Genomic DNA, 25,765 nt, shown 5'->3' on the forward strand with positions numbered 1-25,765 from the left:
TTCTCCAATTAAAACAGGCCGGTAGTGTATGAGCAAGATAAATTGCGTATTACTGATTGATGACAACGAAACAACTTCTTTTATCAACCGCTTACTCATTGAACGATTAAATATTACGGATCAGTTATTATCGGTGCAGGATGGTCGGGCGGCATTAAGTTTACTGCAAGACCGTTTAAACAACGGCGAGGCTTTACCCGATTTAATTTTATTGGATATTAAAATGCCGGGCATGGATGGCTTCGAGTTTTATTCTACGTTTAAACAACAACCAGAATATGCGTCTTGCTTTACCGTAATGCTTACTACGTCGCAAAATGCCCGGGATCTGGAGCAAGCAAAGGCTTTAGGTATTCCATATTTTTTAACTAAGCCGTTAACCCCGCAAAAGTTAAACGATATTATTAATCTGCACACGAGTAGAAAGTAAGCCGTTGTAAAAGCAAAAATTTTAAAATTTTAAACCGGCTTTACTTAAGTGCTGTTGCAGCGCCTGGTAATAGTTATCCAGAGAGTTTTGGTGCGTAAATAAAAACAAGAATGGCTCAATCAGTTCTAATTCCATTAGCATAAAAGAGCCGTTTACTTCTAAGCAATCCACGCGGGCATACAAACAGTTGGCGGCAAATTGTTGCACAATGCCGCTGGCCTGAAGTAGTAAGTGCGGCGGCGCATCCTTCGGAAAAATGCTGCCACCCAGGTAATGTTGCACCCGAAAATCACCTTCCTGCGGTGTTTTAAGTAAGCAATGGCTAAATTGGCCGTTAAAGAAAATAAAAGACCATTCTCCCTGGGTTTGCACTTCCGGCAAAAAAGGCTGCGCCAGAAAAGATTCCTGCGCAAACAAAGCATTTAATTTAATGGCTTGCTCTTCGGCGTTGTCGCGCGATATGGCAAAGGTGTTTTTGGCGCCGCCGCTCACGCAAGGCTTTATAATTATTTTTTCGGTGCCGTAATGCCGGAAAATTTGTTCCAGTTTAAAAGCTTCGCCGGGTTCAATCCAAAGGGTAGGGGTAATGTTAAAGCCAGCAGCCTCTATATCGCCCAAGTAATGTTTGTCGGTGTTCCAACGCACAGTTTTGAGCGGGTTCAGCATGGGAATGTTTTTCTTTTCGATTACATCCAACCATTCCCGGAAATCAATAATGTAATCAAAATAATCCCAGGGCGATTTTAAAAGCAGCAAGTCGTACTTATCCCAATTTACCTTAGGGTCGTTCCAAATCTCGAAGGTAAGATCTAACCCTTTCTCTTTTAAAAAATTAAACAAAACCGTATCCTCGTCTTCTACGGTAGAGGTGTATTTACCATAATCCTGGTAAGTGATAAAGGCTATTTTGGGTTGAGCCATGAACAATACTTAGAATTTAATTAGCGGATCTTACCGTAATAAAGAGAGAATTTTTTTAAAAATTTAAAAAATTAAAAACCGTATACCGAAAAACCGCCGTCGATGGCTAAACATTGCCCGGTGATATAACTGGCGGCGGGCATACACAAAAAGGCGGCGGCCGCAGCTACTTCAATGGGTTCGCCTACCCGGCCCATGGGCGTTCGGGAAAGCACATCGTTCAGGTAGTCGGGGTTCTGCAATACGGCATCGGCCAAAGGAGTGCGAATATACCAGGGGGCTAAAGCATTTACCCGGATGTTATCTGGGGCCCATTCTACCGCCAGGTTTTTGGTTAACTGAATCATGGCGGCTTTGGTCATGCCGTAAATGGCGCCGGTACGCAAATGGTTTAAACCCGACACCGAAGAAATTTGAATGATATTGCCTTGACCGGATTGTTTTAGCAATGGATGTAAAAGCTGGCATAAGTGAAAAGTAGAGGTAAGATTGGTATCCACCAGCAATTGGTATTCTTTTTCGGAATAAGCCGTGGTTTTTTTCCGGATGTTGGTGCCTACGTTATTTACCAATATATCCAATTTGCCCCAACGTTCCGTAATTTCGGTAGTTAAGTTAATGCGGTCCGTAGAGTGGCTTAAGTCGGCGGCGTAGCCGCTGGCGGGTAATTGTTGCGCTTGCCACTCCGATAGCAACGCATCTATTTCCAGTTGTTTACGCGCTACAATCAGCACCTCAGCCCCTAAATTTAAAAATTCTTCGGCAATGGCCCGACCAATGCCTTTAGTACCGCCCGTAACTAAGGCGCGTTTACCAGTTAAATTCCACCGGTTTGCTGTATTTGTTATCTGGTTCATTTATTTGATTCTGAAAAAGCCACTAAGCTGGTTTACAAAGCAGCCAAATAGTTTAACCTTATTGCTCCAACTACTCCGTTTAAAAATACTTTATTTTTAAAAACTGATAGAATAAGCTTGTACGGATACTTAACAGGCTAAGCTTAAATTTTGAAATTTTTTAAAATTTTTAATTCAGGCTTGTTGATTTCTATTATGCTCTTTTAGCCGCAATAGTAAATTTTTCGGGTTTATTCGGCCGAATTGATCATCGTAGAGCTGATAATGGATAAAAGTTACGTGTAGCTCTCCGGCTTCTATCTGTTTTGAGGAATTGCAGTATAAAATAAGCTTATGGGAGTTTACCAGGGTAGCGCCTTGTAAAGTTAAGTTATGCGCAACAATTTTACTGGGCTCCGATAGGGGTATGCGGTTGGCTGTAGTTGCAGTATAACTCAGGTAATAAATTTCGGGTTTGCCATGCAAAACCAGCCGAAGTACATCTGTGAGCCAGGGCGTAGTATTGGTAGCAAAGGTTTGCCAATCGATCCGCACATTAGAACTATCCGGATTTGCCACCATCGCCAGAAGCGGGCAACCCGTTAAGTGTTCCAATATAGCTGGCAGCACCAATTCGGGATTTGTACATAGTTCAGGTAAGTCCATAATTTAAAAAAATACGCTCCAGCTGGGTTGTTTACGGTTCTGTTGCTTACCAAAAACAAAACCTGAAAATTTCGTTATACGCGTTTTCTATAAAATTCGGGCTACGGTAGCCGACTTATCAATTTTGCCGGAGGCAGTGGTCGAAAAAGTCGCTGTGTACCGGATTTCCTTGGGGTTCTCGTATTTATCCAGCCGTTTTTTTAATTCTGCTGAAAGTAATGCTTCCTGTTCCGGATTTAATTTTTCACCCTCCAGCATGGCAATTACCCGTTGGCCTAATTTTTCGTCGGGCAGAGCCGTAATAAAAGATTTGCGGTCGATTTGTTGCTCCACTAAAACCTGGGCCAGAATAACCTCCACTTTTTCCGCCTGAATTTTTACGCCGCCGCTATTAATGGTATTATCGATGCGCCCTAGCCATTCAAATTCATGCCCTAAAATAAGGTTTACTAAATCGTTGGTGGTAATAAGTTCATTATTGGTGATGGCGCCTTGTATGGTTAAACAGCCACGTTGATCCTGACCCAAGTGCACTTGAGGTGCCGCCCGAAAGTATTTATTGGGTTGGTTGCCGTTTAATTTTTTTAACGCCACGTGCGAAGCGGTTTCAGTCATGCCGTAGGTATGATAAACCGGGGCTTTAATGGCCTGAATTTGCTTGAATAAATCAGCAGAAATTGGTGCGCCGCCCACCAAAATTCCTTTCATATTATCGAGCAGGGTTTTCTTTTCCGGTGACTCGGTTAATATGGTACTTAACTGCAGGGGCACAAAAGAGCCAAACGCAAAATTTTCCGGTTCATTGGGTGGCAAGTATTTCAATGGATTACCAATCGGCTCTATAATGGTCAGATGCAAATTCCCGATTAATCCCCGCACCAACATCATCATGCCGCCTATGTATTCGGTATTTAAACAAACCAGCGCCCGATCGTTTTCCTGTAAGTTTAAAGCCTGCAGCGTATAGCGGGCGCTAGCTTCCATTTGCTTACGGGTTAAAGTAATCAGTTTGGGGGCACCCGTAGAGCCGGAAGTATTTATGGTAATTTCCTGTACGCCTTTGAGCCAGTTGTGGCAAAATTCCAGGGTGGTAACCTCGTAGCCGTTTAAAGGAATACTATTCCGGAAAGAATAATTAGCTATTTCTTCGTAGTAAAATTTTTTGCCATTCAGCAGCAGATGGTCCATGCGAGTATCAGGTAGCAAGTATCAAGTAACAAGTATTAAGAACGGAGAAATACGTGGAATGTATTAAGTCAACCTAAATTTTAAATTTTTAAAAATCTGGCTTCATACTACCTGCTACTTACTACATATTACCTACTACCTGATACCTGCTACTAAAAAATTAAGGGAATTTTGGATACTTTGAGAAATCGGGTTGGCGTTTTTCCATGAAAGCGTTTTTGCCTTCTTTGGCTTCGTCAGATAAATAATACAGTAAAGTGGCGTTACCAGCTAATTCCTGGATACCAGCTTGTCCGTCGAGTTCGGCGTTAAAGGCTGATTTTAACATGCGTAGCGCCAGCGGACTTTTCTCCAAGATTTTTCCGCACCATTCCACGGTAGTTTCTTCCAGTTTTTCGAGCGGTACTACTTTATTCACTAGTCCCATATCCAGGGCTTCCTGAGCATCATACTGGTCGCATAAGAACCAGATTTCGCGGGCTTTTTTCTGACCAACAATCCGGGCCAGGTAAGACGCGCCAAAGCCACCATCAAAAGAACCTACCTTCGGGCCAGTTTGGCCAAAGCGGGCATTTTCTGCCGCAATAGTTAAATCACAAACTACGTGTAATACGTGGCCGCCGCCAATAGCCCAACCGGCTACCATGGCAATTACTGGTTTCGGAATTCGCCGTATTTGCATTTGTAAATCCAAAACGTTTAAACGCGGCACGGTATCCTGGCCAATGTAGCCGCCGTGGCCCCGCACGCTTTGGTCGCCGCCGCTGCAGAAAGCTTTGCCGCCTTCGCCGGTTAAAATAATAACGCCCACTTCCGGATTTTGACGGGCCAGTTCCATGGCGTCGCTCATTTCCTGGACGGTAAGCGGCGTAAAAGCATTATGCTTGTGCGGCCGGTTAATGCTTATTTTGGCGATGCCTTTATAGTAAGAAAAAATAATTTCTTGATATTCTTTTAGCGGTTGCCACGGATAATTACTTTCCATATGATAGGTATTTGCAGATTCAGGTTAAAAATGAGTTCGAAGGTAGATTATACGGCCGAAAAATAAAAAATTCTACCTCTATAAAAACAAAAGCCGTTACGGATAGGAGTAACGGCTTTTAAGTTCTTACGCTAGAACAGATAAAATATGGACACAAAAAATAATGGTTATTCTTCTTCGTAATGTTCCAGGTATTTATCCACGGACCAGGGTCCTGAACCAATAATAAACATACTGATTAGCAGTATCAAAGTAATTAGCGCCGTCCACCATTCCACGGGGTTACTTGCCAGGTTTACCTCGGACCACACAAAGTTAATGCCGCCCTGGGCCAGATTATTTTCGGCACTCATCCGGATGCCCGGCATAGTAAATAACACCGCCCCTAACAAAATGGGTAACTGAAAGAAAATAGCAATACGGGTTATAAACCCAAGTGCTATAAATAAACCTCCTATAATGTGGGTATAGGCAATAAATTGTACCAATGATTGGGCGCTCCAGTCGAGATTAGAGCCATTGAGTAAATTAATGTTGGTAATAAAGGTTTGTACCGCTTCTATCTGACTAAGCACAATAAAGCCTTTGGCAAACAGAAAAACGCCTAAACCCATCCGCACAAAATCAAACCAGGCCGGATAATGCAAGGCGGCCCAGTTTTCTATTCTCTGGGTAATTTCCATAACGTTTACATTTTCGATTTTTTAAAATCGCGGTTAAAGCAATAGCTAACTTTCACGGTGAGTGCGCATGTATTGGTCAATGGACCAACGGCCGGAATCAAAAATGAAAAATACAACCAATAGAAATAAGGTTAAAACCGATACCCCCCATTCGGTATTAATAGAACCAAAATCTATACCTGGGCGCACAAATAACACCGCTCCAATTAAAATAGGGAGCTGGAACAAAATGGCAGTGCGGGTAACCAGGCCCATAGTAATGAGCAACCCCCCGACTAAATGCGCAAAAGCAATGTAATGCGCGAACCAGAACGACGACCAATCCATGTTAATGTTGATCAGGAGCCTTTCTAAAACACCAATGTCGCTGATGAAAATCAGCCCTTTAACGAAGAGGAAGATTCCGAGGCCAAAGCGGATAAAGTCGAGCCAAATGGGATGATGCTGATCAGCCCAATGTTCAATTTTGTGCGTAACTTCCATAATCCTGATTTTTTAAAAAACGTCTGTTTAAATATACGATTTTTAATGAAATCCGGAATAAGTTATTGACACAAAGTTACTTACTTTTAAAAGGCGATTGATTTCGGTATGATTCAAAAAATGCAGCGTTTTGCTCGCTTTGCGTACATATTTCTAATATCCCCGGCCCATCGCTCCAGAAAGCAGGTAAAAAATTAGATAATTGTTGCAAATTCTCGCAGCGGAAATAAGCTAAATTAAATTCCAGCGCGGTTAATTTAGCTTCTAAAGGTTGATAGGTTTCAAAGAATTCGGCTAATTCGGGCTGTTGTTTGGGTCCATCGATGAGCCGGAAAATGCCACCTGCGTGGTTATTTAAAACGATAATCCGCAAATTAGCCGGCAAGTAATTATGCCACAAACCGTTACGATCGTAGAAAAATGCTAAATCGCCGGTAATTAAAACGGTTAATTTGTCGGTACTTAAGGCACTTCCCACTGTAGTGCTGGTGCAGCCATCAATCCCGCTGGTGCCCCTGTTGGCATAAACTTCTACGGTTTGCTCTGGCTCCAACCCGATAATGTTGGCGTAACGCACCGCCATGCTGTTAGCCAAGTGTAATAAACTTTGCGCCGGTATATTTTTTAAAATTCGGGCAAAAACCGTGAACTCGTTAAAAGCATCCTGATTTAAAAACTGGTTTAAGTAAGCCTGAGCGGCAGCTTCTTTTTGTAACCATACTTGGGCGTACTTTAACGCTGGAGTTTGGTTCTGGAAAGCTAAATTTTTAAAAAAATAGATGGGGGCAACTCGGATTACACGGCTGACAGATTGAAAAGGATCGGCTACTTTACCGGCAACTTGCACGTGCCAATGTTCCCGGGGAGAGAACGCCCGTAAAAACAATTTTAAATTTTTAGAAATATTCGACAAGCCAAAAGTAATCAGTAAGTCCGGTTGTAAAGCAGGCCCATCCAGAGTGGCTTTACCGTTTAAGAATACATCGTGGTGGCTAATAACATTGGGCACCGCATGCTGGTTGCTGATAATATCGGCCACTACAACCGCTCCCGTTTGTTGGGCAAAATGGTGTAATGCAATTTGTAATTCAGTTTGTAAAGGCTGCTGACCCGCTACAATTAAAATCCGGGAGAATTTCTTTAATTCCTGACCTAATTGTTCCGCCTGCGTTATACTTAAATCATAAGTATTACTGGTTTCCCGGATTACTTTTACATTTTTTTTAAATACTATCGTTTCGCCAGGCTTCGGGTAAAACGGTTCCCGCAACGGCACATTCAACTGTACTGGTCCTGCCGGGAAGGCCTGCGTTGCTAATATTGCTTCCGAAATAATCCGTTCGGCGAACCATTCTGTGTCGGGGTGCTGGGTATCTACCGGGAAAGAAAAACTTTGCTTAACGTGAGCACCGTACACATTTTCCTGCCGGATGGTCTGCCCATCTAATTGGTCGATCCATTCGGCGGGCCGGTCGGCGGTGAAAACCAAAAGAGGTACTTGCTGGTAAAAGGCCTCCGCAATGGCTGGTCCGTAATTTAAAGCCGCTGTTCCTGAGGTACATACCAGACCCACCGGTTGGCGGGTAGTAAGGGCAATGCCTAAACCAATAAAAGCCGCGGCTCTTTCGTCGCTGATCGTGCGTACCCGGATGGCGGGATGCCGCACAAAAGCCAAAGTAAGGGGAGCACACCGGGAACCCGGGGATAAAATTACTTCTTTAATGCCGTGCTGGGCACAGATTTCGGCAATGTTAAATACGGCGTGTAGGTTCATGAAGCTTCGTTACGGAATACCTGACGAATGGTATCCATTTTCATGCGGGTTTCCAGCCATTCTTTTTCGGGCTCCGATTCGGCGGTGATGCCGGCGCCCGCGTAAGTTAAGGCTACTTGTTCGAGTATTTGGGAACAGCGCAGGTTTACGTAAATATTAGATTCGCCGTCAATGTGCACGGGACCCAGAAAACCGCTAAAATAAGCCCGATCATAGCCTTCTTTTTCTAGAATAAATTGTGTGGCCGTTTCTTTGGGCATGCCGCACACCGCCGACGTAGGGTGCAAAAGTTCCAGCAACTGCGTACCCAATTTCGGAAATTCTTCTTTCTTCATGTCCACGCTAAAATCTGTGCGCAGGTGCATCAGGTTGCCGGCTACTACGGTTCGCGGTCCGGTTTCGGTATAATCCCGCAAATGAATACGTTTAAAACAATTTAGTATGTAGCGTTTTACTAAGGATTGTTCCTCAATTTCTTTTTGCTGCCATGAGGCTTTCGCTGGGTTGCAGTCGGCGGTTAAAGCTTGGGTGCCGGCTAAGGCTACGGTTTTAAAAATCCGTTCTTTAGAAACCTGCACTAAAATTTCGGGCGAAGCTCCCATCCAGGTACCTGTTTCTGGGATAGAAATTAAAGAAACAAAAGCATTGGAATAAACTTCCTGTAAGCGCAGGTAGGTATCCATTAAATCAAAACCGGCCACTAAATCGGTAGCCCGCACCCGCGAAAGAACCACTTTTTCAATTTGCCCGGCCTCAATAGCCGCTACGCTTTCCTGCACTAAGTTTTTAAATGAATCCTCGGAAGTTTGATGCGGTTTTACTTTGCGACTCACGTGCCAGTTATTGGTGGTAGCGGAGCCTTTAATTTTGTCGAAATACTCTTGCAGCCGCTGCACCAAGGCTACATACTCCGGATTTTCGCTGAGTTTAAAGTTAAATTTTAACTTCGCCGATAAGCTGCTGTAGGTAATATCGGCTTTAATAAATTGCGCCGGGTATTTTTCGGAAACCTGAAATGGATAAAACGCAAAACCGGAAACGCCGGATTCCAGTTGCGGCACGTCGCCGGAAGTTTGCGCCGGCCTTAAAGAAACGCACAGTTTAATTTCGCTGGTGGCCGGTAAACGCCAAACGGCTACTGGTAAATGAAAACGAATGGCAGTGGCGAATAAAGCCTTAAGTATTTGATTAGAATCACCTTCTAAATTCACCCGGTTATTCTCTATTGCTTCTGGTAAGGTGGAAATCAAGGGGTTGCTGTTTTTGTTTACTTATAAAACATTTTTTAACAATTAGTGTTTCAATCGCCTGCATTTACTTTTGTAAATCAACCCGAAATAACACTTACTGTAAGCTTCTAGAATTCGAAAAATTTAAAAATTTAACCTTTGGCGCGGTCCAGTACGGCTAAAGTTAAGCGGCTAACGCACACCAACTCACCGCCTGCGGTGGTTATGCGAATGTCCCAAACCTGGGTTTTGGAGCCGATATGTACAGCGGTAGCTTTGCCGTATACATAACCGTTGCGGGCGCTTTTTACATGGTTGGCATTAATTTCAATACCCACGCAAGCTTGTTTGTCCGAGTCAACTTGCATCAGGCCGGCTACACTGCCCAGGGTTTCGGCAAATGCGGCTGATGCGCCCCCATGCAACAAGCCCATGGGCTGGTGCGTACGATAATCCACGGGCATTTTACCGCACAAATAATCATCCCCAATTTCTGTAAATTCCATGCCCAAATGGCCACCCATGGTATTCTGGTTCCAGGCGTTTAATATTTCGAGGGTGTAGTCGGCTTTTTTCATTAATTCCAATTCGCATTCTAACGGTTCTTCGTAATTTGCGCGAAACAAAAATAGACTAAAATTGAGTATCAAAAAAGTTTACCTTGTCCGGCACGGACAAACCGATTTTAACCTGCAAGGCATTATACAGGGTAGCGGGGTAGATTCATCGCTAAATAGCACCGGGCGCGAGCAAGCCCGCCTTTTCTTTGAAAGCTATAAGCACGTACCTTTTGATAAAGTATATACCTCCGTTCTTCAGCGCAGCATACAATCGGTGCAAGGGTTTATTGATTTAGGCATTCCGCACGAAAAACACGCGGGCTTAAACGAAATTTGCTGGGGCCACCGCGAAGGTACCCGCGTAACCCCCGAAGAAGATGCGTATTACTTCGACACGCTGCAAAAATGGCAAGACGGAGATATTACGCTGCGGATAGATGGGGGCGAAAGTCCACAGGATGTAGCCGATCGGCAACAAGAATTTCTGGATATGCTTTTATCGCGGCCCGAAGAAGAAACGGTACTTATTTGCATGCACGGCCGGGCCATGCGGGTTTTATTATGTAAACTCCTAAACTACCCCATCCAATGCATGGATATTTTTGAGCACCATAACTTATGTTTGTATCAATTGTTTTATACCGGATCTATGTTTAGCGTACACCGCCACATGGATATCGAACATTTAAGACCAATGTTTTAAGTTAGTCCATGGACCATAGTCGATAGTCCATAAACAAAATACCAGTACAATTAAGAATAAAGGTTTTTGAGTTGAGCACATAAACTTAAGAATTTAAATTTTTTAAATTCTTTTAACGGTGGCCTTTAGTCCATCGACCATGGACAATCGACTATCAACCAAATAAACTTTGATAAATTTAAATTTCAATCTATTTTTGAACATCTAAAACAAAATAAAACATGGCCGAAGTTATAAAAATGCCGAAGATGAGTGACACCATGACTGAAGGGGTGATCGCATCGTGGCTAAAAAAAGTGGGTGATACTGTAAAATCAGGAGACATTCTAGCCGAAGTAGAAACCGACAAGGCTACTATGGAGCTGGAATCGTACGAAGATGGAACGTTGCTCTACATCGGGCCAAAAGAAAAAGATTCGGTGCCGGTGGATGGTGTTTTAGCCATTATTGGTAAAAAAGATGAAGATATTTCGGGCTTGTTAAGCCAAATACAAGGTGGGGGTGCTGCACCGCAAGCCGCTGCTGCTCCTGCTCAACCAACCCCGGCTCCGGAAGAAAAACCAGCTCCAGCTCCGGCTGCTCCCGCACCAGCGGCTCCGGCCAAAGCGGCCGTAAATGCTTCCGTTATTACTATGCCCAAAATGAGCGATACCATGACGGAAGGTACCATTGCCAACTGGCTGAAAAAAGTAGGCGATAAAGTAAAATCCGGTGATATTCTGGCAGAAGTGGAAACCGATAAGGCCACTATGGAACTGGAATCGTACGAAGATGGTACTTTGTTATACGTGGGCGTAGAGGCCGGTAATTCGGTAGCGGTAGATGGCGTTATTGCCATTATTGGCGAAGAAGGTGCTGATTTTCAGCAATTACTTAATAGCGGTAGCGGTGGCGCTGCTCCGGCGCAAGCTACACCGGGCCAGGACTTACGCAAAGCGGACGAGCAAGTAGAAAACGCGCAGACAGATAATCAAATTAAAAACAGCACTCCGGCATCGTCTGATCCGGCTGTAACCGTTCCGGCCCCGGCTAATAACGGACAAGGTACAGCGGCGGCTTCCGAAAATACCGGCGGGCGCATTTTTGCTTCGCCTCTGGCCAAGCGCATTGCCGAAGAAAAAGGCATTGATATTTCACAAATAAAAGGTAGCGGCGACAATGGCCGCATTGTAGTAAAAGATGTAGAATCGTTTACTCCGGCTGCTAAGCCAGCTGCCCCGGCTCCGGCCGCCGCTCCGGCTCCTGCCCCAGCTGCTCCACAAGCCCAACCAGCCGCTGCGACAAAACCAAGTGGTGACTTCGAAGAAGTACCCGTATCGCAGATGCGTAAAGTTATTGCTCGCCGTTTAAGCGAAAGCTTATTTACTGCGCCGCACTTCTTCCTGACCATGGAAATTGACATGGATAAGGCGATTGAAACCCGCACTGCCTTGAACGAGGTTAGCCCGGTTAAAATTTCTTTCAACGATTTAGTTATAAAGGCTGCTGCCGCGGCATTGCGCTCACATCCGGCCGTTAACTCGTCGTGGTTAGGCGATAAAATCCGATATAACAAACAAATTAATATTGGCGTTGCTATGGCCGTAGAAGAAGGATTGCTGGTACCGGTGGTGCGCAATGCCGATCAGAAAGGTTTATCGCAAATTGCCGGCGAAGTAAAAGACTACAGCGGAAAAGCCAAAGCTAAAAAACTGCAACCCGCCGATTGGGAGGGTAACACTTTTACTATTTCTAACTTAGGAATGTTTGGTATCGAAGAGTTTACCGCTATTATTAACCCGCCAGATGCCTGTATTATGGCCGTTGGTGGTATTAAGCAAACTCCGGTTGTTAAAAATGGTGAGATTGTAGTGGGTAACGTGATGAAAGTAACCTTATCTTGCGACCACCGGGTTGTAGATGGCGCAGTTGGTTCGGCTTTCTTACAAACCTTTAAAAAATTACTCGAAGACCCCATCCGGATTCTGGTATAATTTAATAAGTAGATCATTAAAATAAAAAAGCCTTCTGTAAAAGCGGAAGGCTTTTTTTATGATGCCTCCATTTGTTCGTAAGCGCCGTATAGCGTACAATTTAATATGGACTCGTAGCTTTTAGAACAGTAGGGGAGCAACTTTTAAAAAAATAAAATTTTAATTTTTATGAATCTTGAAATTATTTCGGGCAGCCCCCGGCAGGAAAGCATTACCCACCGTGTAGCACTCCATTTGCATCAATTGTTTTCCGATACTACCTCGCACCAGGTGGGCTTAATGGATGTCCGTGATTATTCGTTTGGCTTACTGCAAAAAGTAATTGTGTCGGTGGATAAAGCGCCGGCCGAATACAAAGCTGCCGCCGAAAGAATGTTTGCTGCCGATGCCTTTATTTTAGTTACACCCGAATATAACGGCAGCTATTCTCCGGCTTTAAAGAATTTATTCGACCATTTTCCGAAGCAAATGCACAAACCGTTTGGTATTGTAACAGCATCTACGGGCGCCATGGGCGGGATGCGGGCTAGTCAGCAGTTGCAATTGCTTATAAATGCCTTGTTTGGCATTGGCTCGCCATACATGTTGGTAACGCCTTTCGTGGATGAAAAATTTGACACCGCCGGCAACTTAATCGATGGTAAGTTTCAGAGCAACATTGATACGTTTGTGCACGAATATTTGTGGTTAGCCGAAAGAATCACGAAAAAGGAAGAAGCTTAAGCTGATTTTTAAAAAATCAGCCCTAATAAACTTGCTAGCTATAGCCAGTCTCTTGCATGAGGAAGGTTGAAATTTTAAAATTTTTAAAAAATTTCATTCCCGGTAATACCAAATACCATTAAAGTCGCTGAAAGCTACTAAGCCGGCGTTTTGAGCGTAATAAATTTCTTGAATGCTGGTGCCGGGTAAAGGCGAATTGGCATAAACGTGCAATACATTTTTGTAAGTAACGCCATTTAAATTTACTTCTTTTAAATATCGATCGCGCCAATCATCACTCACAAATTGCTCGGATACGCTGTTAAACATCGCGGATAAACTTTTGGTAACCGGCTGGGTCTGGTACGAATCCAGCTTTACGAGTATTTCCTGGGTAAGCGCAATTTTAAACTGAAAGGTAGTATCGGTTTGGTTGATTAAAATAGTTTCAGCGGTTTCTATGGCGTAATTACCACAAACTTTATCGTGACCAGCTTCAATGCGGTTAACCTGTTTGGTTTTAAACACAACAGTATCCGCGTTGGCATTTCGAAATATTATTTCCTGATCTGGTTGGTACGGAGCCCACGACCTTACGCTTCGATTTAAATTTTGGTCTTGGTTCCCGCAGCAACTAATGATGGTTGCTAGAAGGAAGATCAGGTATAACAGGTTAGTTAATTTTAAAAATTTTTTCGGCAACAACCTACGGACGTTTAAAAGAAGCAGCAAAAGGATATAGGTAAAAATTTAAAAAATTATGTTAAATAGTAGCTGGAACTCGAACGTTTTATTCAATTTTACTTTCATCCATTATCTTCCTAAAACAAGTCAGCTTAAAGGCAATTTTAAAATAATACGACATTTCGATTTAAAATAAATAGCTTTGCGCGGGAATTTCAAGAACAATTCTGGGAGCCGGTGAAAAACTAATTTCCAGGTTTGCCAGTTTTATTGAAACAGAAACTAAAATTTACAAATATGGCGCTTGAAAAAGTGAGATCAACCACGGTATTGGGAGTGGTACATAACGGCCAGGTAGCCTTAGGCGCCGATGGTCAGGCCAGTATGGGTAATACTATTGCTAAAAGTAACGTTAAAAAAATAAGAAAGCTGCTGGATGGTAAAATTGTAACGGGTTTTGCCGGTTCTACCGCCGATGCTTTTACCTTGCTGGAACGTTTCGAAGAAAAATTAAATGCCTACAGCCAGAATATGAAAAGGGCCGCCATTGAACTGGCCAAAGATTGGCGCACCGACCGGTATTTACGCCGCCTGGAAGCCATGATGGTAGTGGCCAACAAAGACGAGCTTTTGATTATTTCGGGTACCGGCGATGTGTTGGAACCCGATAACCAGATTGCCGCTATTGGTTCGGGGAGTATGTACGCCCAGGCGGCCGCTACCGCCTTAAAAAAACACGCCCCGCACTTAACCGCCGAAGAAATGGTTCGCGAAGGTTTATCTATTGCGGCAGATATTTGCGTGTTTACCAACCACAATTTGATTATTGAAAAACCGGCTGTATAAAATTAATTTTATTTGAATTAAAACGGGCAGTTTATAGTTTGAACATTAGTTTAAACAAAATTTGATTTTTGGCCGGTAGTAAGGCAAAGAGTAAAATAATGTTTTTAAATTTTTAATTTTCTAACAACAGAATGAAAGTATCCGATTTTTTAAAAAATCAATATAGACACTTTAATGCGGCCGCTTTAATTGATGCCGCCGAAGGTTATAAAACGCACCTGGCCAACGGTAACAAAATGCTGGTTTCTTTAGCCGGCGCCATGAGTACCGCCGAACTAGGAATTAGCTTAGCCGAAATGATCCGGCAAGATAAAATTCATGCTATCAGCTGTACGGGCGCTAACCTCGAAGAAGACATTTTTAATTTGGTAGCCCACGATTTTTACGAGCGCATTCCGCATTACCGCGATTTAACGGCCCAGGACGAAGAAGATTTATTGAACCGCCACATGAACCGGGTAACTGATACCTGTATTCCCGAAATGGAAGCCATGCGGCGCATTGAAGATACGGTACTTAAATTCTGGGAAAAAGCCGACCAGGAAGGCAAAGCGTATTTCCCGCACGAGTTTTTCTACCAGATTTTACTTTCAGGGGAATTAGAGCAATATTATCAGATTGATCCGAAAAACTCCTGGATGCTGGAAGCTGCCAAAAAGAATTTGCCGATTTTTGTTCCGGGCTGGGAAGATTCTACCTTGGGTAATATATATGCGGGCCACGTTATCAGCGGCGATATTAAAAATGTACATACCATGAAAACCGGTATCCAGTACATGATCGAGCTGGCCGATTGGTACACTAAAACCGCTAAAGAAGAATCTACCATTGGTTTCTTCCAGATTGGTGGTGGTATAGCCGGCGATTTCCCGATTTGTGTGGTTCCGATGTTGCACCAGGATTTACAACGCACCGGGGTGCCGTTGTGGGGTTATTTCGCGCAAATTTCTGATTCTACTACCAGCTACGGTTCTTACTCCGGCGCGGTACCTAACGAAAAAATTACCTGGGGTAAATTAGGCAAAGATACCCCTAAATTTATAATCGAATCGGATGCTACCATTGTGGCGCCTTTGATTTTCGCGATTGTTTTAGATATATAATATTAAATTTTATAAATATTTAAAGCCGAAGGTGAACTCATCTTCGGCTTTTTTGTTAATATTGTGTTTTTAATATATTTATTATACATAATATTAAGATTTAATTTAATGTTTAAAACTTTTAAAGTTGCTCTTGCAGTTAGTTTCCTGTTTCTTCTACAAACTAATTCCTTTGGTCAAAAAAACTTTGTAAAAGGTAACCTTTATTTATCCGCGGGTGATACCATTTCTGGTTACATTGACGATCAGAACTGGGATCGAAATCCTCGAACAATTGATTTTAAAGAAACTCCCGAAAGTGCTACTCAGCATTTTACCGTTAGTCAATTAAGTGGTTTTAATTTAATAGATGGCGATGTATACCGGAAGGCAGTTTTACAAGTTGATAAAACACCAACCCGCCACCAAGAGATTATTCAGCGACCTAAACCTTTTATTGTAACCGACAGTGTATATTTATTGGAACAAGTAAAAGGTACTATTAGCTTATACCATTTACTCGATGAAGCAAACAAAAACCACTTTTATATCCTTAAAAAAGACGGCACTTTAGAAGAGTTAATCCAGCGCTTGTACGTTACTTATAAAAATGATCAACCTTTGGTGGGTACAGCCGACCAGTACAAAAATCAACTTAAATATTCTATTTTATCCGACAATCCTGCTTTATTCCCCCAAATAGATAAAGCAACTTACACCAAAGCCGCTTTAATATCTATTGTAGAGAATTATAATAAATGGCTGGACCCCAATAAAACAGTAGAAATTAAAAAAATCAGTAAGGCTATAAGTAAGTTAGGGCTAGTAGCCGGAGGAAATATTACCAATTATAAATTTAAAGGGCAGGCTTACGACTACCTTTTAAAATCTCAATTTGATTGGCACAAAAATCCCATGGTGGGCATGTTCTATCAGATTTTGTTACCCCGCAACCGTCACAAATGGTCTATTTACAATGAACTGGTTTGGAAAAGAAGTTATAATCATGGCGAATTTGATATTCAGGATGATGATTTTATCTTTGAGCAAGATGCTTATTATACCGGAAAAGGTGAGGTGAATATTAAGGCAGATTACATTGGTTTAACTTCCATGTTTCGCTATTCCTGGGCGCACCAAAACTTTCAGCCATTTATAAATTTTGGCTTGGCAGGTAATTTAGGACTAGACATCAATACGTATGTAACAGGTCAGGAATTATACAAAGTTGAAAATAGGGTAGCTACTAGAGAAATTTTTAAAAATCCGAGTAAGTACGAATTAGGTTTTGTTGCTGGGGGCGGTATGAAAATAAACAAGGTAGCTTTTGAAATTAGAGCAGAGAAAGGTTCTGGTTATTTAAATTCAAATGCCGATGTATCGGTGCGGAAAGTTATGTTGGCTTTATTACTGAATTATTATTTTAATTAGACATATTGGAATACTTGCTACAACTATATAACTTTAAACGCGGGCAAGTTTAAATAACTGATTCTTGAAAAAGTTTAAACCTGTTGAATTTTCGCTATAACAGTATATTTTTGCTTACTTCATACTTTATGAAATAAGCTACAGAAGCCTTTTATCTTCTAATGTATACAATATGAATAATTATAAGATAATTTGTGAAATAATTAATATTATAAATAAAGTTTGATATAGATTCTGTTGGATATTTTATTAGCTATTTCATGTAATATCTACTAGTAAGAGGGAAGAATTAAATTTAATTTGAATAAATTTTATTTTTAGCAAACTTATGTGCCTTCCTTCTATTAGAAAAATACTATTGGTGCGCTAGTTTATACTTTCTTTTAAGTGGTTTTAGTTTGTAACTTTGCATTAATTTAAAAGTAGTAATTTACCAATGAAAACACGTTTATCGTTTATCTCATTTATTCTTTTTTTAGGTATTACGTTTCAAGTATCTGCTCAGGTGCGGCCTAATACATTTCTGATGAATGGCGATCATTTGCTGGAAACTAAGATTAAAATTAATTCCGGTAACGAACAATGTTTAGCCGCATTAAAGGTGCTTCTTAATACCGTAGGTGCCCCCTTAAACCGGGTACCGTACACCGTGGTAAATAAATCTATTACTCCGCCCAGCGGGGATAAACATGATTATATGAGTTTGGCGTCGTATTGGTGGCCTAATCCTAACACTTCAAATGGGTTACCTTATATCAAAAAAGACGGTCAGACCAATCCGGAAGTAGAAAAGGTAAAAGACGGGGAATACGCGCGCGGTATAAGCCGGGATGTACGTTTACTCGGACTATCTTATTACTTTACCAACGACGAAAAATACGCCAAAAAAGCGGCAGAATTATTAAAAGTATTTTTTCTGAATAGAGATACCCGCATGAATCCTAATTTAAAGTATGCGCAAATTATTCGGGGCGATACCAAGGTTTACGGTACCGGAACGATTGATACTGAAAAATTTCCTGACCTGATTGATGGCGTGCAACTGTTAGCGGGGTCTCCTTCCTGGACCGCTCAGAATAACGAAGCTTTAAAATCTTGGTTTAACGAATATCTGAATTGGTTAATGACCAGTGAAATGGGGAATGCAGCCAATATTGCTCCTAATAACATTGGTACCATGTATGATTTGCAAGTAGTAACCTACGCGTTGTATGCCGAAAATAAAACTTTAGCCAAATCGCTTTTGGAAAAACAAACTTACAAAAGAATGGATGACCAGTTAAAAGCAAATGGCGAGCAGCCTTTTGAATTGGCCCGTACCGGCTCCTGGACTTACAGTAACAAAAATTTGGAAGGTTGGTTTAATTTGGCCATTTGTGCCGAAAACGTTGGCGTTAACCTCTGGACCTATACCACACCAAACGGTAAAAGCCTGAAAAAAGCGTTTGAATTTATGTTGCCTTATGCAGCAGGATCTAAGGCTTGGCCTTACCAACAAATCGGAACTTTTAAAAAAGAAGCTTTTGTTTCGATTGCCCGGACCGGTTCCTCGATGTATAAAGATATAAACTTGCAACCCGTATTATCCAGCACCCACGCCAAATTTATTGCCGGTACCGATATCGACCTTTTAACGTCGAAGTATTATTAATATAAAAACCGATTTTTTGAAATACTTTATTTATTAAGAAAATCAACCCGTTAGCATTTTAAAGCTCAACGGGTTTTTCATGCTACTAAAGCATAATTTGTTTAAAAATCAATCTGGTAAACCTTAGCTTATTTTTAAAGAAAAAACCCGGTAAGTAATAAGCTAATTTTTAAATTTCTGCTCTTATCGGCTTAGCTCGGATACATTCGAGAAAAAGTAAGTTACATCTTGCCGGAACCGGTTGTTCTCACTGCGCAAAATGCTTAGATTGTTTAATTCAATTTGCCAGTTGTAAGTTCTTTGGTTTAAGTACTGCACCAGGTGAGGGAGCAGCTCGGGAGTGGTATCGCGCAGGGCCAAAGAAATGTGCGGAACCCAGTTATCCGGATCGTAGAAATTAACGGTGTGCCTGCTAAAAGTGCGGATTCCCTGAAAAAGCGCGGCATGAACCAGGTTAAATCCATCGGCGCGTATCACTGGAACAAAAATTACGGGATTTTCGCCCGGAAAAATTCCTAAACCAGTAGTTTTTACTACTATGGATTGAGTTTGGCTGGCTACTTCTTTTAAAAAAGATTTTAATTCATTGAGTTTTTCTACTTCGCAAATGAGCCAGGTAATATGAGGATCAGCGGTTATTTTAACTCCCTGTAATCCAAAAACCCGTTCTAAGTCGTCGATAATCTCGTTCACAATTTGCGTGTGCAACGCATCCAGTAAAGATACTACTGCTATCATTTCTTATTTTTAAAGTGCAAACGAAAGTTGGTCGTGGTTCGTTGTATTTGGTTTATGCTTACGAATAATGGATTCATGCAGAATTTTTAAAAATTTACAATTCAGGCCTCTGATGAATTAATCTGCTTTGCTAATAGTTTTATAGCTAGCTGTTAGGGGGCTAAGTACAACAATATCCGGTTATAGGAACAACTATTCTGTATCACCCGCTATCAACGTTGTAGTAACTTGCAACTTGGGGTTGCACTGCGTACCTTTGCATTTTTATTTTGGCCATTCATGATTTCTATTAATAACCTTGATTTTCACTTCGGTAGCCGTACTCTCTACGAAGACGCCAATTTACACATTAAACCGAAAGATAAAATTGGCTTAATTGGTTTAAACGGAACGGGTAAATCTACGTTGCTCCGGGTACTGGTGGGGGAGTATAAACCCGATGCCGGTACCATTCAAATGAGCCGCGAAACTACTTTGGGTTTTTTAAACCAGGATTTGTTATCGTATCAAACCGAAGATAGTATTTTGCTGGTTGCCATGCAGGCTTTCGAAGAAGCATTAAACTTGCAAAAGAAGATTGATGCCATTCTGCATGAGTTCGAAACAGATTACCGCGACGAGCTGGTAGATAAATTAGCTAAGCTGCAGGAGCAGTTCGAAGCCCTGGATGGCTACAACATTCAAAACAAAGCTGAAGAAATTCTGGAAGGTCTGGGTTTTAGCACCGAAGAGTTGCAACGTCCTCTAAAAACGTTTTCGGGAGGCTGGCGCATGCGCGTGATGCTCGCCAAAATATTATTGCAAAAACCTTCTTTGCTTTTACTCGATGAGCCTACCAACCACCTGGACTTACCTTCTATTAAATGGCTCGAGAATTACTTAGAAAACTACGAAGGTTCGGTTATTATTGTATCGCACGACCGCGAATTTCTAGATAAAACTACCAACACTATTGTAGAAGTAGCCCAGCAAAAACTAAACGTATACGCGGGTAATTATTCTTTTTATCTGGAAGAAAAAGAACTGCGCAACGAAATTCAAAAAGGAGCTTTTGAAAACCAGCAATCGCAAATAAGACAGGCCGAAAGGTTTATCGAACGGTTTAAAGCCAAAGCATCCAAAGCCAAACAAGCGCAAAGCCGGGCCAAAATGCTGGATAAACTGGAACGCATTGAAGATGTAGCCAGCGATGCGCCTAAAGTAAATTTTAAATTTCAGTTTAACGTAGAGCCAGGGCGCCATATTTTGCGATTGGAGCACATGAGCAAAAGCTACGATCAAAAAATAATCTTCCGGGATACAAACGTTAACATTGAACGCGGCGATAAAATTGCTTTAATCGGGGCTAATGGTAAAGGTAAATCTACGTTGCTCCGTATTATTGCCGGCGACGAACAAATTAACGGCAAACGGCAACTGGGGCATAACGTCATCATGTCGTTTTACGCGCAGCACCAGTTAGAATCCTTAAACGTAGATAACGAAATTCTGCAGGAGTTAGTAGAAGCCGGCAGTAAGCGTAACGAGATGGAATTACGCACGGTACTGGGCTCTTTCTTGTTTACCGGCGATGCAGTTTTTAAAAAAATCAAGGTTTTATCCGGGGGTGAAAAATCGCGGGTGGCTTTAGCAAAAACTTTAATTTCGGAAGCCAACTTTTTGTTGCTCGATGAGCCCACCAACCACCTGGATATGCAATCGGTTAACATCCTGATTCAGGCTTTAGAGCAATACGAAGGTACCTTTGTGGTTATTTCGCACGACCGGTATTTTGTAGAGAATGTAGCCAATAAGATTTGGTACATCGAAGATTACCAGTTAAAAGAATATCCGGGTACTTACCACGAGTACGAATACTGGCAAGAGCAAAGGGAGAAAAGCGGCCGGAAAGCTGAAAGTGCTTCTACTAAATCAGTAGAAAACAAGCAAAACGCAACGAAACCCACTACTTCAACAAATTCGGGCAATCAGGCAAATCTGCAACAAGATTTAAAAAAACTGAATAACCAGCTAAAAGAAGTCGAGAACCAGATTAGTAGCCTGGAACAGCAGCAAAAAGAACTGGAACGCCAACTCGCTGATCCAAAGATTTACGGAAACCCCAGCCAATTGCAGGAAGTTACCCAGCAATTTGAGGCGCTGAAAAAGCAACTGGATCAAAAAAATAACGGTTGGGAAGAAATATTGCAGGCCATTGATGAACTGGAAAACCAGGTAAAAAATATCTGAAGGATTAAACAAGAATAGGCGCCCGATTCGTTTTATTACCTTTAAGCTCACGAATGAATAAACAAAAAACTTTTCTCCTGCTGGCTTTGGTAAGCCTGGTCTGGTTGATTAAGGCCTGCGTGCCCGTAGAGCAAACCACGGCCTCGTCGGGTGTTACTTCCGGTAAAACCGAATATTATAGCTCAACCTCGTTGCGGTACGAAGATTTTATCTACGACCCCAGTATAAAATCGGTGCAGTTTTACGTGCAAACCGGCAACGCCGAAGAAGTTTTTAACGCGCCGGTAGTACCTTTATCGCAAACTGAACCTTTAGTTCTGGAGTTTGACCAGTTAAATGCGCCGCAGCAGCGGTTTACTTTAAAATACGTTTATTGCAACCTGGATTGGACCGAAGCGCGCCTAACTCAAATTCAGTTTATCGACGAGTTTAATGAGTTTTATATTACCGATGGGGTAGCTTCGTTTAACACCAAAGTGCCCTACATCCATTACCGTTTTCAGTTGCCGCGGATAAAACTACCCGGTAATTATATGGTAGTAGTTACCGACCGCAGTGGTAACTTGGTATTAAGTCGCCGCTTGTTGGTGTACGAAAACAGGGTAACGGTAGCGGGCAGGTCCGTAATGCCGGTAGGAGCCAGTGAACGCGCTACCAACCAACAAATTGATTTTAATATTTTGTACCCGGATTATCCGGTAGTAAACCCGTCGCAGGAGATAAAAGTGGTGCTGCGCCAGAATAGCCGCTGGGACAATGCCAAATATAACCTGCGGCCTACTTTTGTGCACGATACCCAAAAACGACTGGAATATACCTATTTTAATGGCGCTAGCAGTTTTCCGGGTTTAAAAGAGTACCGGGGTTTTGATGATCGTAACCTGCGCGGCAGAGGATTTAATATGGAAGCGGTAAGCCTGGAAGCGAACCCGGTTGCCGTGCGTTTGTACCCCGAGAAAAACCGATCACGCGACGTATATTCGCAGGATGTAGATATTAACGGCAAAGTAGTTTATGAAAACCGTAGGTTTGGTAGCACCAACACCGGCGACCCGGATTACGTGGAAACCCAGTTTACCTTAGCCGCTCCCGAACCAGCCCCCGGCGATGTATACGTTTTTGGCCAGCTCAGCGACTGGAAGCTAGCGCCCGAGTGTAAATTAACCTACGTGCCGGAAGCGCAGCAATACACCGGTAAAATTTTACTCAAACAAGGCTACTATAATTATTCTTTTGCTTTGCAAGCCGCTAACCAGCCCCAGAAGGTAAATGAAGCTTATTTTGAAGGCAGCCATTTCCAAACCCGGAACACGTACGACATTTTAGTGTACTACCGGCCACCAGGCACCCGCACCGATTTACTTATCGGTTATCAATGGTTAGAAACCAACGGCGATCGTCGTTAAAATCCAGGTAAATCAATTTAGATTTTTTACGTATATTCCAACAATTTTTTGGGGTTTGCAGCAAACCGTTATAGTAAAAATGGTTTGCTGCTTTTTTCTATCTTTTAAGTTTGTATTCATGAATTTTAAAAAAATTGCCTTAAGCGGATTGTTTGCTGCTGCTACGGCTACAACTTTTGTGCAAGCCGATACCGGCCACCGCGAACTTCATAAAAAATACCGCTACCTTTTTACAGTTGATTCTACCACGTTAAAAGCGCCGGAAAACTGGTTTAACCTGGATTTTATGACTGACAAAGTTCCCGGAATCAGCACCGAAAAAGCCTACGAGCGGCTACAAAACCGGACGTCGCGTACCGTGGTAGTGGCTATCATTGATTCCGGGGTAGACATAAAACACGAAGATCTGCAAGGTATTATCTGGGTAAATTCCAAAGAAATTAGCGGGAACGGCATCGACGATGATAAAAACGGGTACGTAGACGACGTTAACGGCTGGAGCTTTTTGGGCAATAAAAGCGGGGAGAACGTGAAAGACGATACTTACGAATTAACCCGGCAATACGCCCGTTTGCGCAAGAAATTTGAAAACGCAAAATCTAAAAAAATTAAGCGCAAAGACCGCGCTGAGTACGCCGAATACCAAAAAATTAAAGCTGATTACGATAAAGAAGTAGCCGAAGCGCAAGCGCAAGCCGCCGATTTTCAAAAATTCTACGATACTTTTAAGCAGGCCGAAGATTTTATACAAAAGCATTTAGGTAAAACCGAGTATACCGAAGCCGAAGTAGAAGCCATTACGTCGCCGGATTTACGCGTAATGAAATCTAAAGCGCTGTTGCAATACGCTTACGAAAATAATTTGGTAGAAGAAATTACCAAAGCCCAGAAACACTTTGATTATGTTTTAAAAGTAGGCTTAAACCCGGATTATGATTCCAGATCGATAGTAGGTGATGACTACAACAACGTAAAAGATAAGTTTTATGGCAACAGTGATGTTACAGGTCCGGATGCGGAGCACGGCACCCACGTAGCCGGCATTGTGGCGGCAAACCGGAAAAACAACTTAGGTGTAAAAGGCATTGCCGACAACGTTAAGATTATGCCCATCCGGGCGGTACCCAACGGCGATGAGCGCGATAAAGACGTAGCCAACGCTATTTATTACGCCGTAGATAATGGCGCCCACGTAATAAACATGAGCTTCGGGAAAAAGTATACTTCTGATAAAGAAGCCGTAGATGCTGCCATGAAATATGCCGAAAGCAAAGGCGTTTTGCTCGTGCACGCAGCCGGTAACGATAGCGAAGACTTGGATCAAACAGCCAATTATCCTACCCGCAAATTAAAAGACGGAAAAACCATTGCTACTTGGTTAGAAATCGGGGCTTCGTCGTGGGAGAATAATGAAAAGTTTGTGGCTAATTTCTCTAACTACGGCAAACAGTCCGTAGATGTATTTGCGCCAGGCGTTGATATTTACTCCTTAAAACCCAACCAAGCTTATAACGAAAACAGTGGCACCAGCATGGCTTCGCCGGTAACTACCGGAGTAGCCGCCTTGTTGTTTTCTTATTTCCCGGAATTAACCGCCGAACAGGTGCGCGACATTATAATAAAATCAAGCGTTAAGTACCCTACCTTAGAAGTGGCTAAGCCTGGATTAAATAAAAAAACAGATGCCGGTTTAGTACCTTTTGGTTCTTTATCTATTACCGGCGGTGTGGTTAATGCCTATGAAGCTGTGAAAATGGCAGAGCAGTTAACTGCCCAGAAATAGCTTAAAATTTAAATAGGTTTAAATTTTTAAAATATAACAAAAAACCAACTCTATATGGAGTTGGTTTTTTGTTATATTTTAAAAAAAAATCAAATTCTGTGAATGTAATTTGCTGACTTTGAGCCTTTGTTGCTCTGTCATTTTAAAAAATCTATTTCCAGAGAACTGTCTTTACTCTTAGTACTTTTTATTTGTTTGGATAAAATCCCAGAGGTTGCCGTAAAGATCCTGAAATACAGCTACCAGGCCGTAAGGCTCTTCGGAGGGTTCGCGGACAAAGTTAATTCCGGCTTTCTTCATTTCTGCGTAGTCGCGCCGTAAATCATCGGTGTAAAGAAAAAGAAATACCCGGCCTCCTGTTTGGTTGCCTACCCGGCTCGCTTGCTCCTCATTGCTGGCTTTGGCTAAGAGCAACCGGTAACCGGCCCCACCTTTAGGTGCCACCACTACCCAGCGTTTCACTTCCGAAAGCGGAGTATCTTCTAAGAGTTTAAACGAAAGTTTTTGCGTATAAAACGCAATAGCTTCGTCGTATTCACGAACTAATAAAGCAATCTGACCTATTTGCTGCGCCATGGGTATAAACTAATTTTTTGCTGTTTACTATTTGTTGTTTACGCTTGTATAACTTTTAATACCAGACGGTACACCATTAAACCATTATTATTTAAAATATATATAGCCTTTTAAAAATGATGTGCGTATATTTATAATTAAACTTGATAAATTTCCATTTTAAACTTTGTAACTAACTTATTTATTATCCTAGTAGATACACTTAG

The 25,765-nt window shown here is 42.2% G+C and carries 24 protein-coding genes; 11 read left to right on the top strand and 13 right to left on the bottom strand.

Annotated elements, in window-relative coordinates; all coding sequences use genetic code 11:
• Positions 1 to 28 precede the first annotated feature (28 nt).
• A complete protein-coding gene (locus tag HUW51_RS17945) occupies positions 29 to 430 on the top strand; it encodes a response regulator (RefSeq protein ID WP_185270995.1) in 402 nt (133 codons plus the stop codon).
• A gap of 21 nt (positions 431 to 451) precedes the next feature.
• Here the strand turns inward: HUW51_RS17945 and HUW51_RS17950 are convergent, their stop codons facing one another.
• The 10 genes from HUW51_RS17950 to HUW51_RS17995 all read right to left on the bottom strand — a co-directional run bounded on the left by HUW51_RS17950 (position 452) and on the right by HUW51_RS17995 (position 9,773).
• Complete coding sequence (locus tag HUW51_RS17950; RefSeq protein WP_185270996.1) at positions 452 to 1,351, bottom strand: ATP-grasp domain-containing protein; 900 nt, start codon at positions 1,349 to 1,351, stop codon at positions 452 to 454.
• Between the two features lie 71 nt (positions 1,352 to 1,422).
• A complete protein-coding gene (locus HUW51_RS17955; protein ID WP_185270997.1) occupies positions 1,423 to 2,208 on the bottom strand; it encodes an SDR family oxidoreductase in 786 nt (261 codons plus the stop codon).
• Between the two features lie 174 nt (positions 2,209 to 2,382).
• Entirely contained in the window at positions 2,383 to 2,853 is a 471-nt protein-coding gene (locus tag HUW51_RS17960) for a hypothetical protein (protein ID WP_185270998.1), read from the bottom strand.
• Between the two features lie 87 nt (positions 2,854 to 2,940).
• Positions 2,941 to 4,041 carry an AMP-binding protein gene (locus HUW51_RS17965; RefSeq protein ID WP_185270999.1) on the bottom strand — a complete coding sequence of 367 codons (1,101 nt, stop codon included), beginning with the start codon at positions 4,039 to 4,041 and terminating at the stop codon, positions 2,941 to 2,943.
• 160 nt (positions 4,042 to 4,201) lie between these two features.
• Positions 4,202 to 5,026, bottom strand: coding sequence for a 1,4-dihydroxy-2-naphthoyl-CoA synthase (gene menB / locus HUW51_RS17970; RefSeq protein ID WP_185271000.1), 825 nt, complete (start codon positions 5,024 to 5,026; stop codon positions 4,202 to 4,204).
• A gap of 167 nt (positions 5,027 to 5,193) precedes the next feature.
• Positions 5,194 to 5,709 (bottom strand): DoxX family protein, encoded by a 516-nt coding sequence (locus tag HUW51_RS17975; RefSeq protein ID WP_185271001.1) that lies wholly within the window; start codon positions 5,707 to 5,709, stop codon positions 5,194 to 5,196.
• 45 nt (positions 5,710 to 5,754) lie between these two features.
• Positions 5,755 to 6,192, bottom strand: coding sequence for a DoxX family protein (locus HUW51_RS17980; RefSeq protein WP_185271002.1), 438 nt, complete (start codon positions 6,190 to 6,192; stop codon positions 5,755 to 5,757).
• Positions 6,193 to 6,268: 76 nt separating this feature from the next.
• The gene (menD, locus tag HUW51_RS17985; RefSeq protein WP_185271003.1) at positions 6,269 to 7,966 is read right to left on the bottom strand and encodes a 2-succinyl-5-enolpyruvyl-6-hydroxy-3-cyclohexene-1-carboxylic-acid synthase; all 1,698 of its coding nucleotides are present in this window, start codon (positions 7,964 to 7,966) and stop codon (positions 6,269 to 6,271) included.
• On the bottom strand, positions 7,963 to 9,216 hold the full coding sequence (locus tag HUW51_RS17990) for a chorismate-binding protein (RefSeq protein ID WP_228466712.1): 1,254 nt from the start codon (positions 9,214 to 9,216) through the stop codon (positions 7,963 to 7,965). The genes menD and HUW51_RS17990 overlap by 4 nt, the downstream gene beginning before the upstream one ends.
• Positions 9,217 to 9,347: 131 nt before the next feature.
• Entirely contained in the window at positions 9,348 to 9,773 is a 426-nt protein-coding gene (locus HUW51_RS17995) for a hotdog fold thioesterase (protein WP_185271004.1), read from the bottom strand.
• A 61-nt stretch (positions 9,774 to 9,834) separates the two neighbouring features.
• Here HUW51_RS17995 and HUW51_RS18000 point away from each other — a divergent pair, with 61 nt between their 5' ends.
• From HUW51_RS18000 to HUW51_RS18010, 3 genes are all read left to right on the top strand, one after another.
• The gene (locus HUW51_RS18000) at positions 9,835 to 10,458 is read left to right on the top strand and encodes a histidine phosphatase family protein (RefSeq protein WP_185271005.1); all 624 of its coding nucleotides are present in this window, start codon (positions 9,835 to 9,837) and stop codon (positions 10,456 to 10,458) included.
• A 221-nt stretch (positions 10,459 to 10,679) separates the two neighbouring features.
• Positions 10,680 to 12,431 carry a pyruvate dehydrogenase complex dihydrolipoamide acetyltransferase gene (locus tag HUW51_RS18005; protein WP_185271006.1) on the top strand — a complete coding sequence of 584 codons (1,752 nt, stop codon included), beginning with the start codon at positions 10,680 to 10,682 and terminating at the stop codon, positions 12,429 to 12,431.
• 168 nt (positions 12,432 to 12,599) lie between these two features.
• Positions 12,600 to 13,154 carry an NADPH-dependent FMN reductase gene (locus tag HUW51_RS18010; RefSeq protein ID WP_185271007.1) on the top strand — a complete coding sequence of 185 codons (555 nt, stop codon included), beginning with the start codon at positions 12,600 to 12,602 and terminating at the stop codon, positions 13,152 to 13,154.
• 93 nt (positions 13,155 to 13,247) lie between these two features.
• On the opposite strand, the gene HUW51_RS18015 is transcribed toward HUW51_RS18010, so the two are convergent.
• A complete protein-coding gene (locus HUW51_RS18015) occupies positions 13,248 to 13,661 on the bottom strand; it encodes a hypothetical protein (RefSeq protein ID WP_185271008.1) in 414 nt (137 codons plus the stop codon).
• Positions 13,662 to 14,114: 453 nt separating this feature from the next.
• Between HUW51_RS18015 and hslV the strand changes: the two genes are divergently transcribed.
• From hslV to HUW51_RS18035, 4 genes are all read left to right on the top strand, one after another.
• Positions 14,115 to 14,663, top strand: coding sequence for an ATP-dependent protease subunit HslV (gene hslV / locus HUW51_RS18020; protein ID WP_185271009.1), 549 nt, complete (start codon positions 14,115 to 14,117; stop codon positions 14,661 to 14,663).
• Positions 14,664 to 14,794: 131 nt separating this feature from the next.
• Positions 14,795 to 15,766, top strand: a complete 972-nt coding sequence (locus tag HUW51_RS18025; RefSeq protein WP_185271010.1) for a deoxyhypusine synthase family protein — start codon at positions 14,795 to 14,797, stop codon at positions 15,764 to 15,766.
• A 108-nt stretch (positions 15,767 to 15,874) separates the two neighbouring features.
• Complete coding sequence (locus tag HUW51_RS18030; RefSeq protein ID WP_185271011.1) at positions 15,875 to 17,176, top strand: outer membrane beta-barrel protein; 1,302 nt, start codon at positions 15,875 to 15,877, stop codon at positions 17,174 to 17,176.
• A gap of 436 nt (positions 17,177 to 17,612) precedes the next feature.
• Positions 17,613 to 18,827: an alginate lyase family protein gene (locus tag HUW51_RS18035; RefSeq protein WP_185271012.1), complete on the top strand. Its 1,215-nt coding sequence runs from the start codon at positions 17,613 to 17,615 to the stop codon at positions 18,825 to 18,827.
• Between the two features lie 183 nt (positions 18,828 to 19,010).
• On the opposite strand, the gene HUW51_RS18040 is transcribed toward HUW51_RS18035, so the two are convergent.
• A complete protein-coding gene (locus HUW51_RS18040) occupies positions 19,011 to 19,565 on the bottom strand; it encodes a 2'-5' RNA ligase family protein (protein ID WP_185271013.1) in 555 nt (184 codons plus the stop codon).
• Positions 19,566 to 19,844: 279 nt separating this feature from the next.
• Here HUW51_RS18040 and HUW51_RS18045 point away from each other — a divergent pair, with 279 nt between their 5' ends.
• The 3 genes from HUW51_RS18045 to HUW51_RS18055 all read left to right on the top strand — a co-directional run bounded on the left by HUW51_RS18045 (position 19,845) and on the right by HUW51_RS18055 (position 24,983).
• The gene (locus tag HUW51_RS18045; RefSeq protein WP_185271014.1) at positions 19,845 to 21,794 is read left to right on the top strand and encodes an ABC-F family ATP-binding cassette domain-containing protein; all 1,950 of its coding nucleotides are present in this window, start codon (positions 19,845 to 19,847) and stop codon (positions 21,792 to 21,794) included.
• A 53-nt stretch (positions 21,795 to 21,847) separates the two neighbouring features.
• Positions 21,848 to 23,200, top strand: a complete 1,353-nt coding sequence (locus tag HUW51_RS18050; protein WP_185271015.1) for a type IX secretion system plug protein — start codon at positions 21,848 to 21,850, stop codon at positions 23,198 to 23,200.
• A gap of 118 nt (positions 23,201 to 23,318) precedes the next feature.
• Positions 23,319 to 24,983, top strand: a complete 1,665-nt coding sequence (locus HUW51_RS18055; RefSeq protein ID WP_185271016.1) for a S8 family peptidase — start codon at positions 23,319 to 23,321, stop codon at positions 24,981 to 24,983.
• A 177-nt stretch (positions 24,984 to 25,160) separates the two neighbouring features.
• Here the strand turns inward: HUW51_RS18055 and HUW51_RS18060 are convergent, their stop codons facing one another.
• Positions 25,161 to 25,559 carry a VOC family protein gene (locus HUW51_RS18060; RefSeq protein ID WP_185271017.1) on the bottom strand — a complete coding sequence of 133 codons (399 nt, stop codon included), beginning with the start codon at positions 25,557 to 25,559 and terminating at the stop codon, positions 25,161 to 25,163.
• Positions 25,560 to 25,765: the final 206 nt, after the last annotated feature.

The organism is Adhaeribacter swui (assembly GCF_014217805.1).
Classification (GTDB): Bacteria; Bacteroidota; Bacteroidia; order Cytophagales; family Hymenobacteraceae; genus Adhaeribacter; species Adhaeribacter swui.

Coding starts and splice junctions, on each gene's coding strand:
- HUW51_RS17945 (WP_185270995.1), top strand. CDS start 29: ATGAGCAAGATAAATTGCGTATTACTGATTGATGACAACGAAACAACT.
- HUW51_RS17950 (WP_185270996.1), bottom strand. CDS start 1,351: ATGGCTCAACCCAAAATAGCCTTTATCACTTACCAGGATTATGGTAAA.
- HUW51_RS17955 (WP_185270997.1), bottom strand. CDS start 2,208: ATGAACCAGATAACAAATACAGCAAACCGGTGGAATTTAACTGGTAAA.
- HUW51_RS17960 (WP_185270998.1), bottom strand. CDS start 2,853: ATGGACTTACCTGAACTATGTACAAATCCCGAATTGGTGCTGCCAGCT.
- HUW51_RS17965 (WP_185270999.1), bottom strand. CDS start 4,041: ATGGACCATCTGCTGCTGAATGGCAAAAAATTTTACTACGAAGAAATA.
- menB (WP_185271000.1), bottom strand. CDS start 5,026: ATGGAAAGTAATTATCCGTGGCAACCGCTAAAAGAATATCAAGAAATT.
- HUW51_RS17975 (WP_185271001.1), bottom strand. CDS start 5,709: ATGGAAATTACCCAGAGAATAGAAAACTGGGCCGCCTTGCATTATCCG.
- HUW51_RS17980 (WP_185271002.1), bottom strand. CDS start 6,192: ATGGAAGTTACGCACAAAATTGAACATTGGGCTGATCAGCATCATCCC.
- menD (WP_185271003.1), bottom strand. CDS start 7,966: ATGAACCTACACGCCGTATTTAACATTGCCGAAATCTGTGCCCAGCAC.
- HUW51_RS17995 (WP_185271004.1), bottom strand. CDS start 9,773: ATGAAAAAAGCCGACTACACCCTCGAAATATTAAACGCCTGGAACCAG.
- HUW51_RS18005 (WP_185271006.1), top strand. CDS start 10,680: ATGGCCGAAGTTATAAAAATGCCGAAGATGAGTGACACCATGACTGAA.
- HUW51_RS18010 (WP_185271007.1), top strand. CDS start 12,600: ATGAATCTTGAAATTATTTCGGGCAGCCCCCGGCAGGAAAGCATTACC.
- hslV (WP_185271009.1), top strand. CDS start 14,115: ATGGCGCTTGAAAAAGTGAGATCAACCACGGTATTGGGAGTGGTACAT.
- HUW51_RS18025 (WP_185271010.1), top strand. CDS start 14,795: ATGAAAGTATCCGATTTTTTAAAAAATCAATATAGACACTTTAATGCG.
- HUW51_RS18030 (WP_185271011.1), top strand. CDS start 15,875: ATGTTTAAAACTTTTAAAGTTGCTCTTGCAGTTAGTTTCCTGTTTCTT.
- HUW51_RS18035 (WP_185271012.1), top strand. CDS start 17,613: ATGAAAACACGTTTATCGTTTATCTCATTTATTCTTTTTTTAGGTATT.
- HUW51_RS18040 (WP_185271013.1), bottom strand. CDS start 19,565: ATGATAGCAGTAGTATCTTTACTGGATGCGTTGCACACGCAAATTGTG.
- HUW51_RS18045 (WP_185271014.1), top strand. CDS start 19,845: ATGATTTCTATTAATAACCTTGATTTTCACTTCGGTAGCCGTACTCTC.
- HUW51_RS18050 (WP_185271015.1), top strand. CDS start 21,848: ATGAATAAACAAAAAACTTTTCTCCTGCTGGCTTTGGTAAGCCTGGTC.
- HUW51_RS18055 (WP_185271016.1), top strand. CDS start 23,319: ATGAATTTTAAAAAAATTGCCTTAAGCGGATTGTTTGCTGCTGCTACG.
- HUW51_RS18060 (WP_185271017.1), bottom strand. CDS start 25,559: ATGGCGCAGCAAATAGGTCAGATTGCTTTATTAGTTCGTGAATACGAC.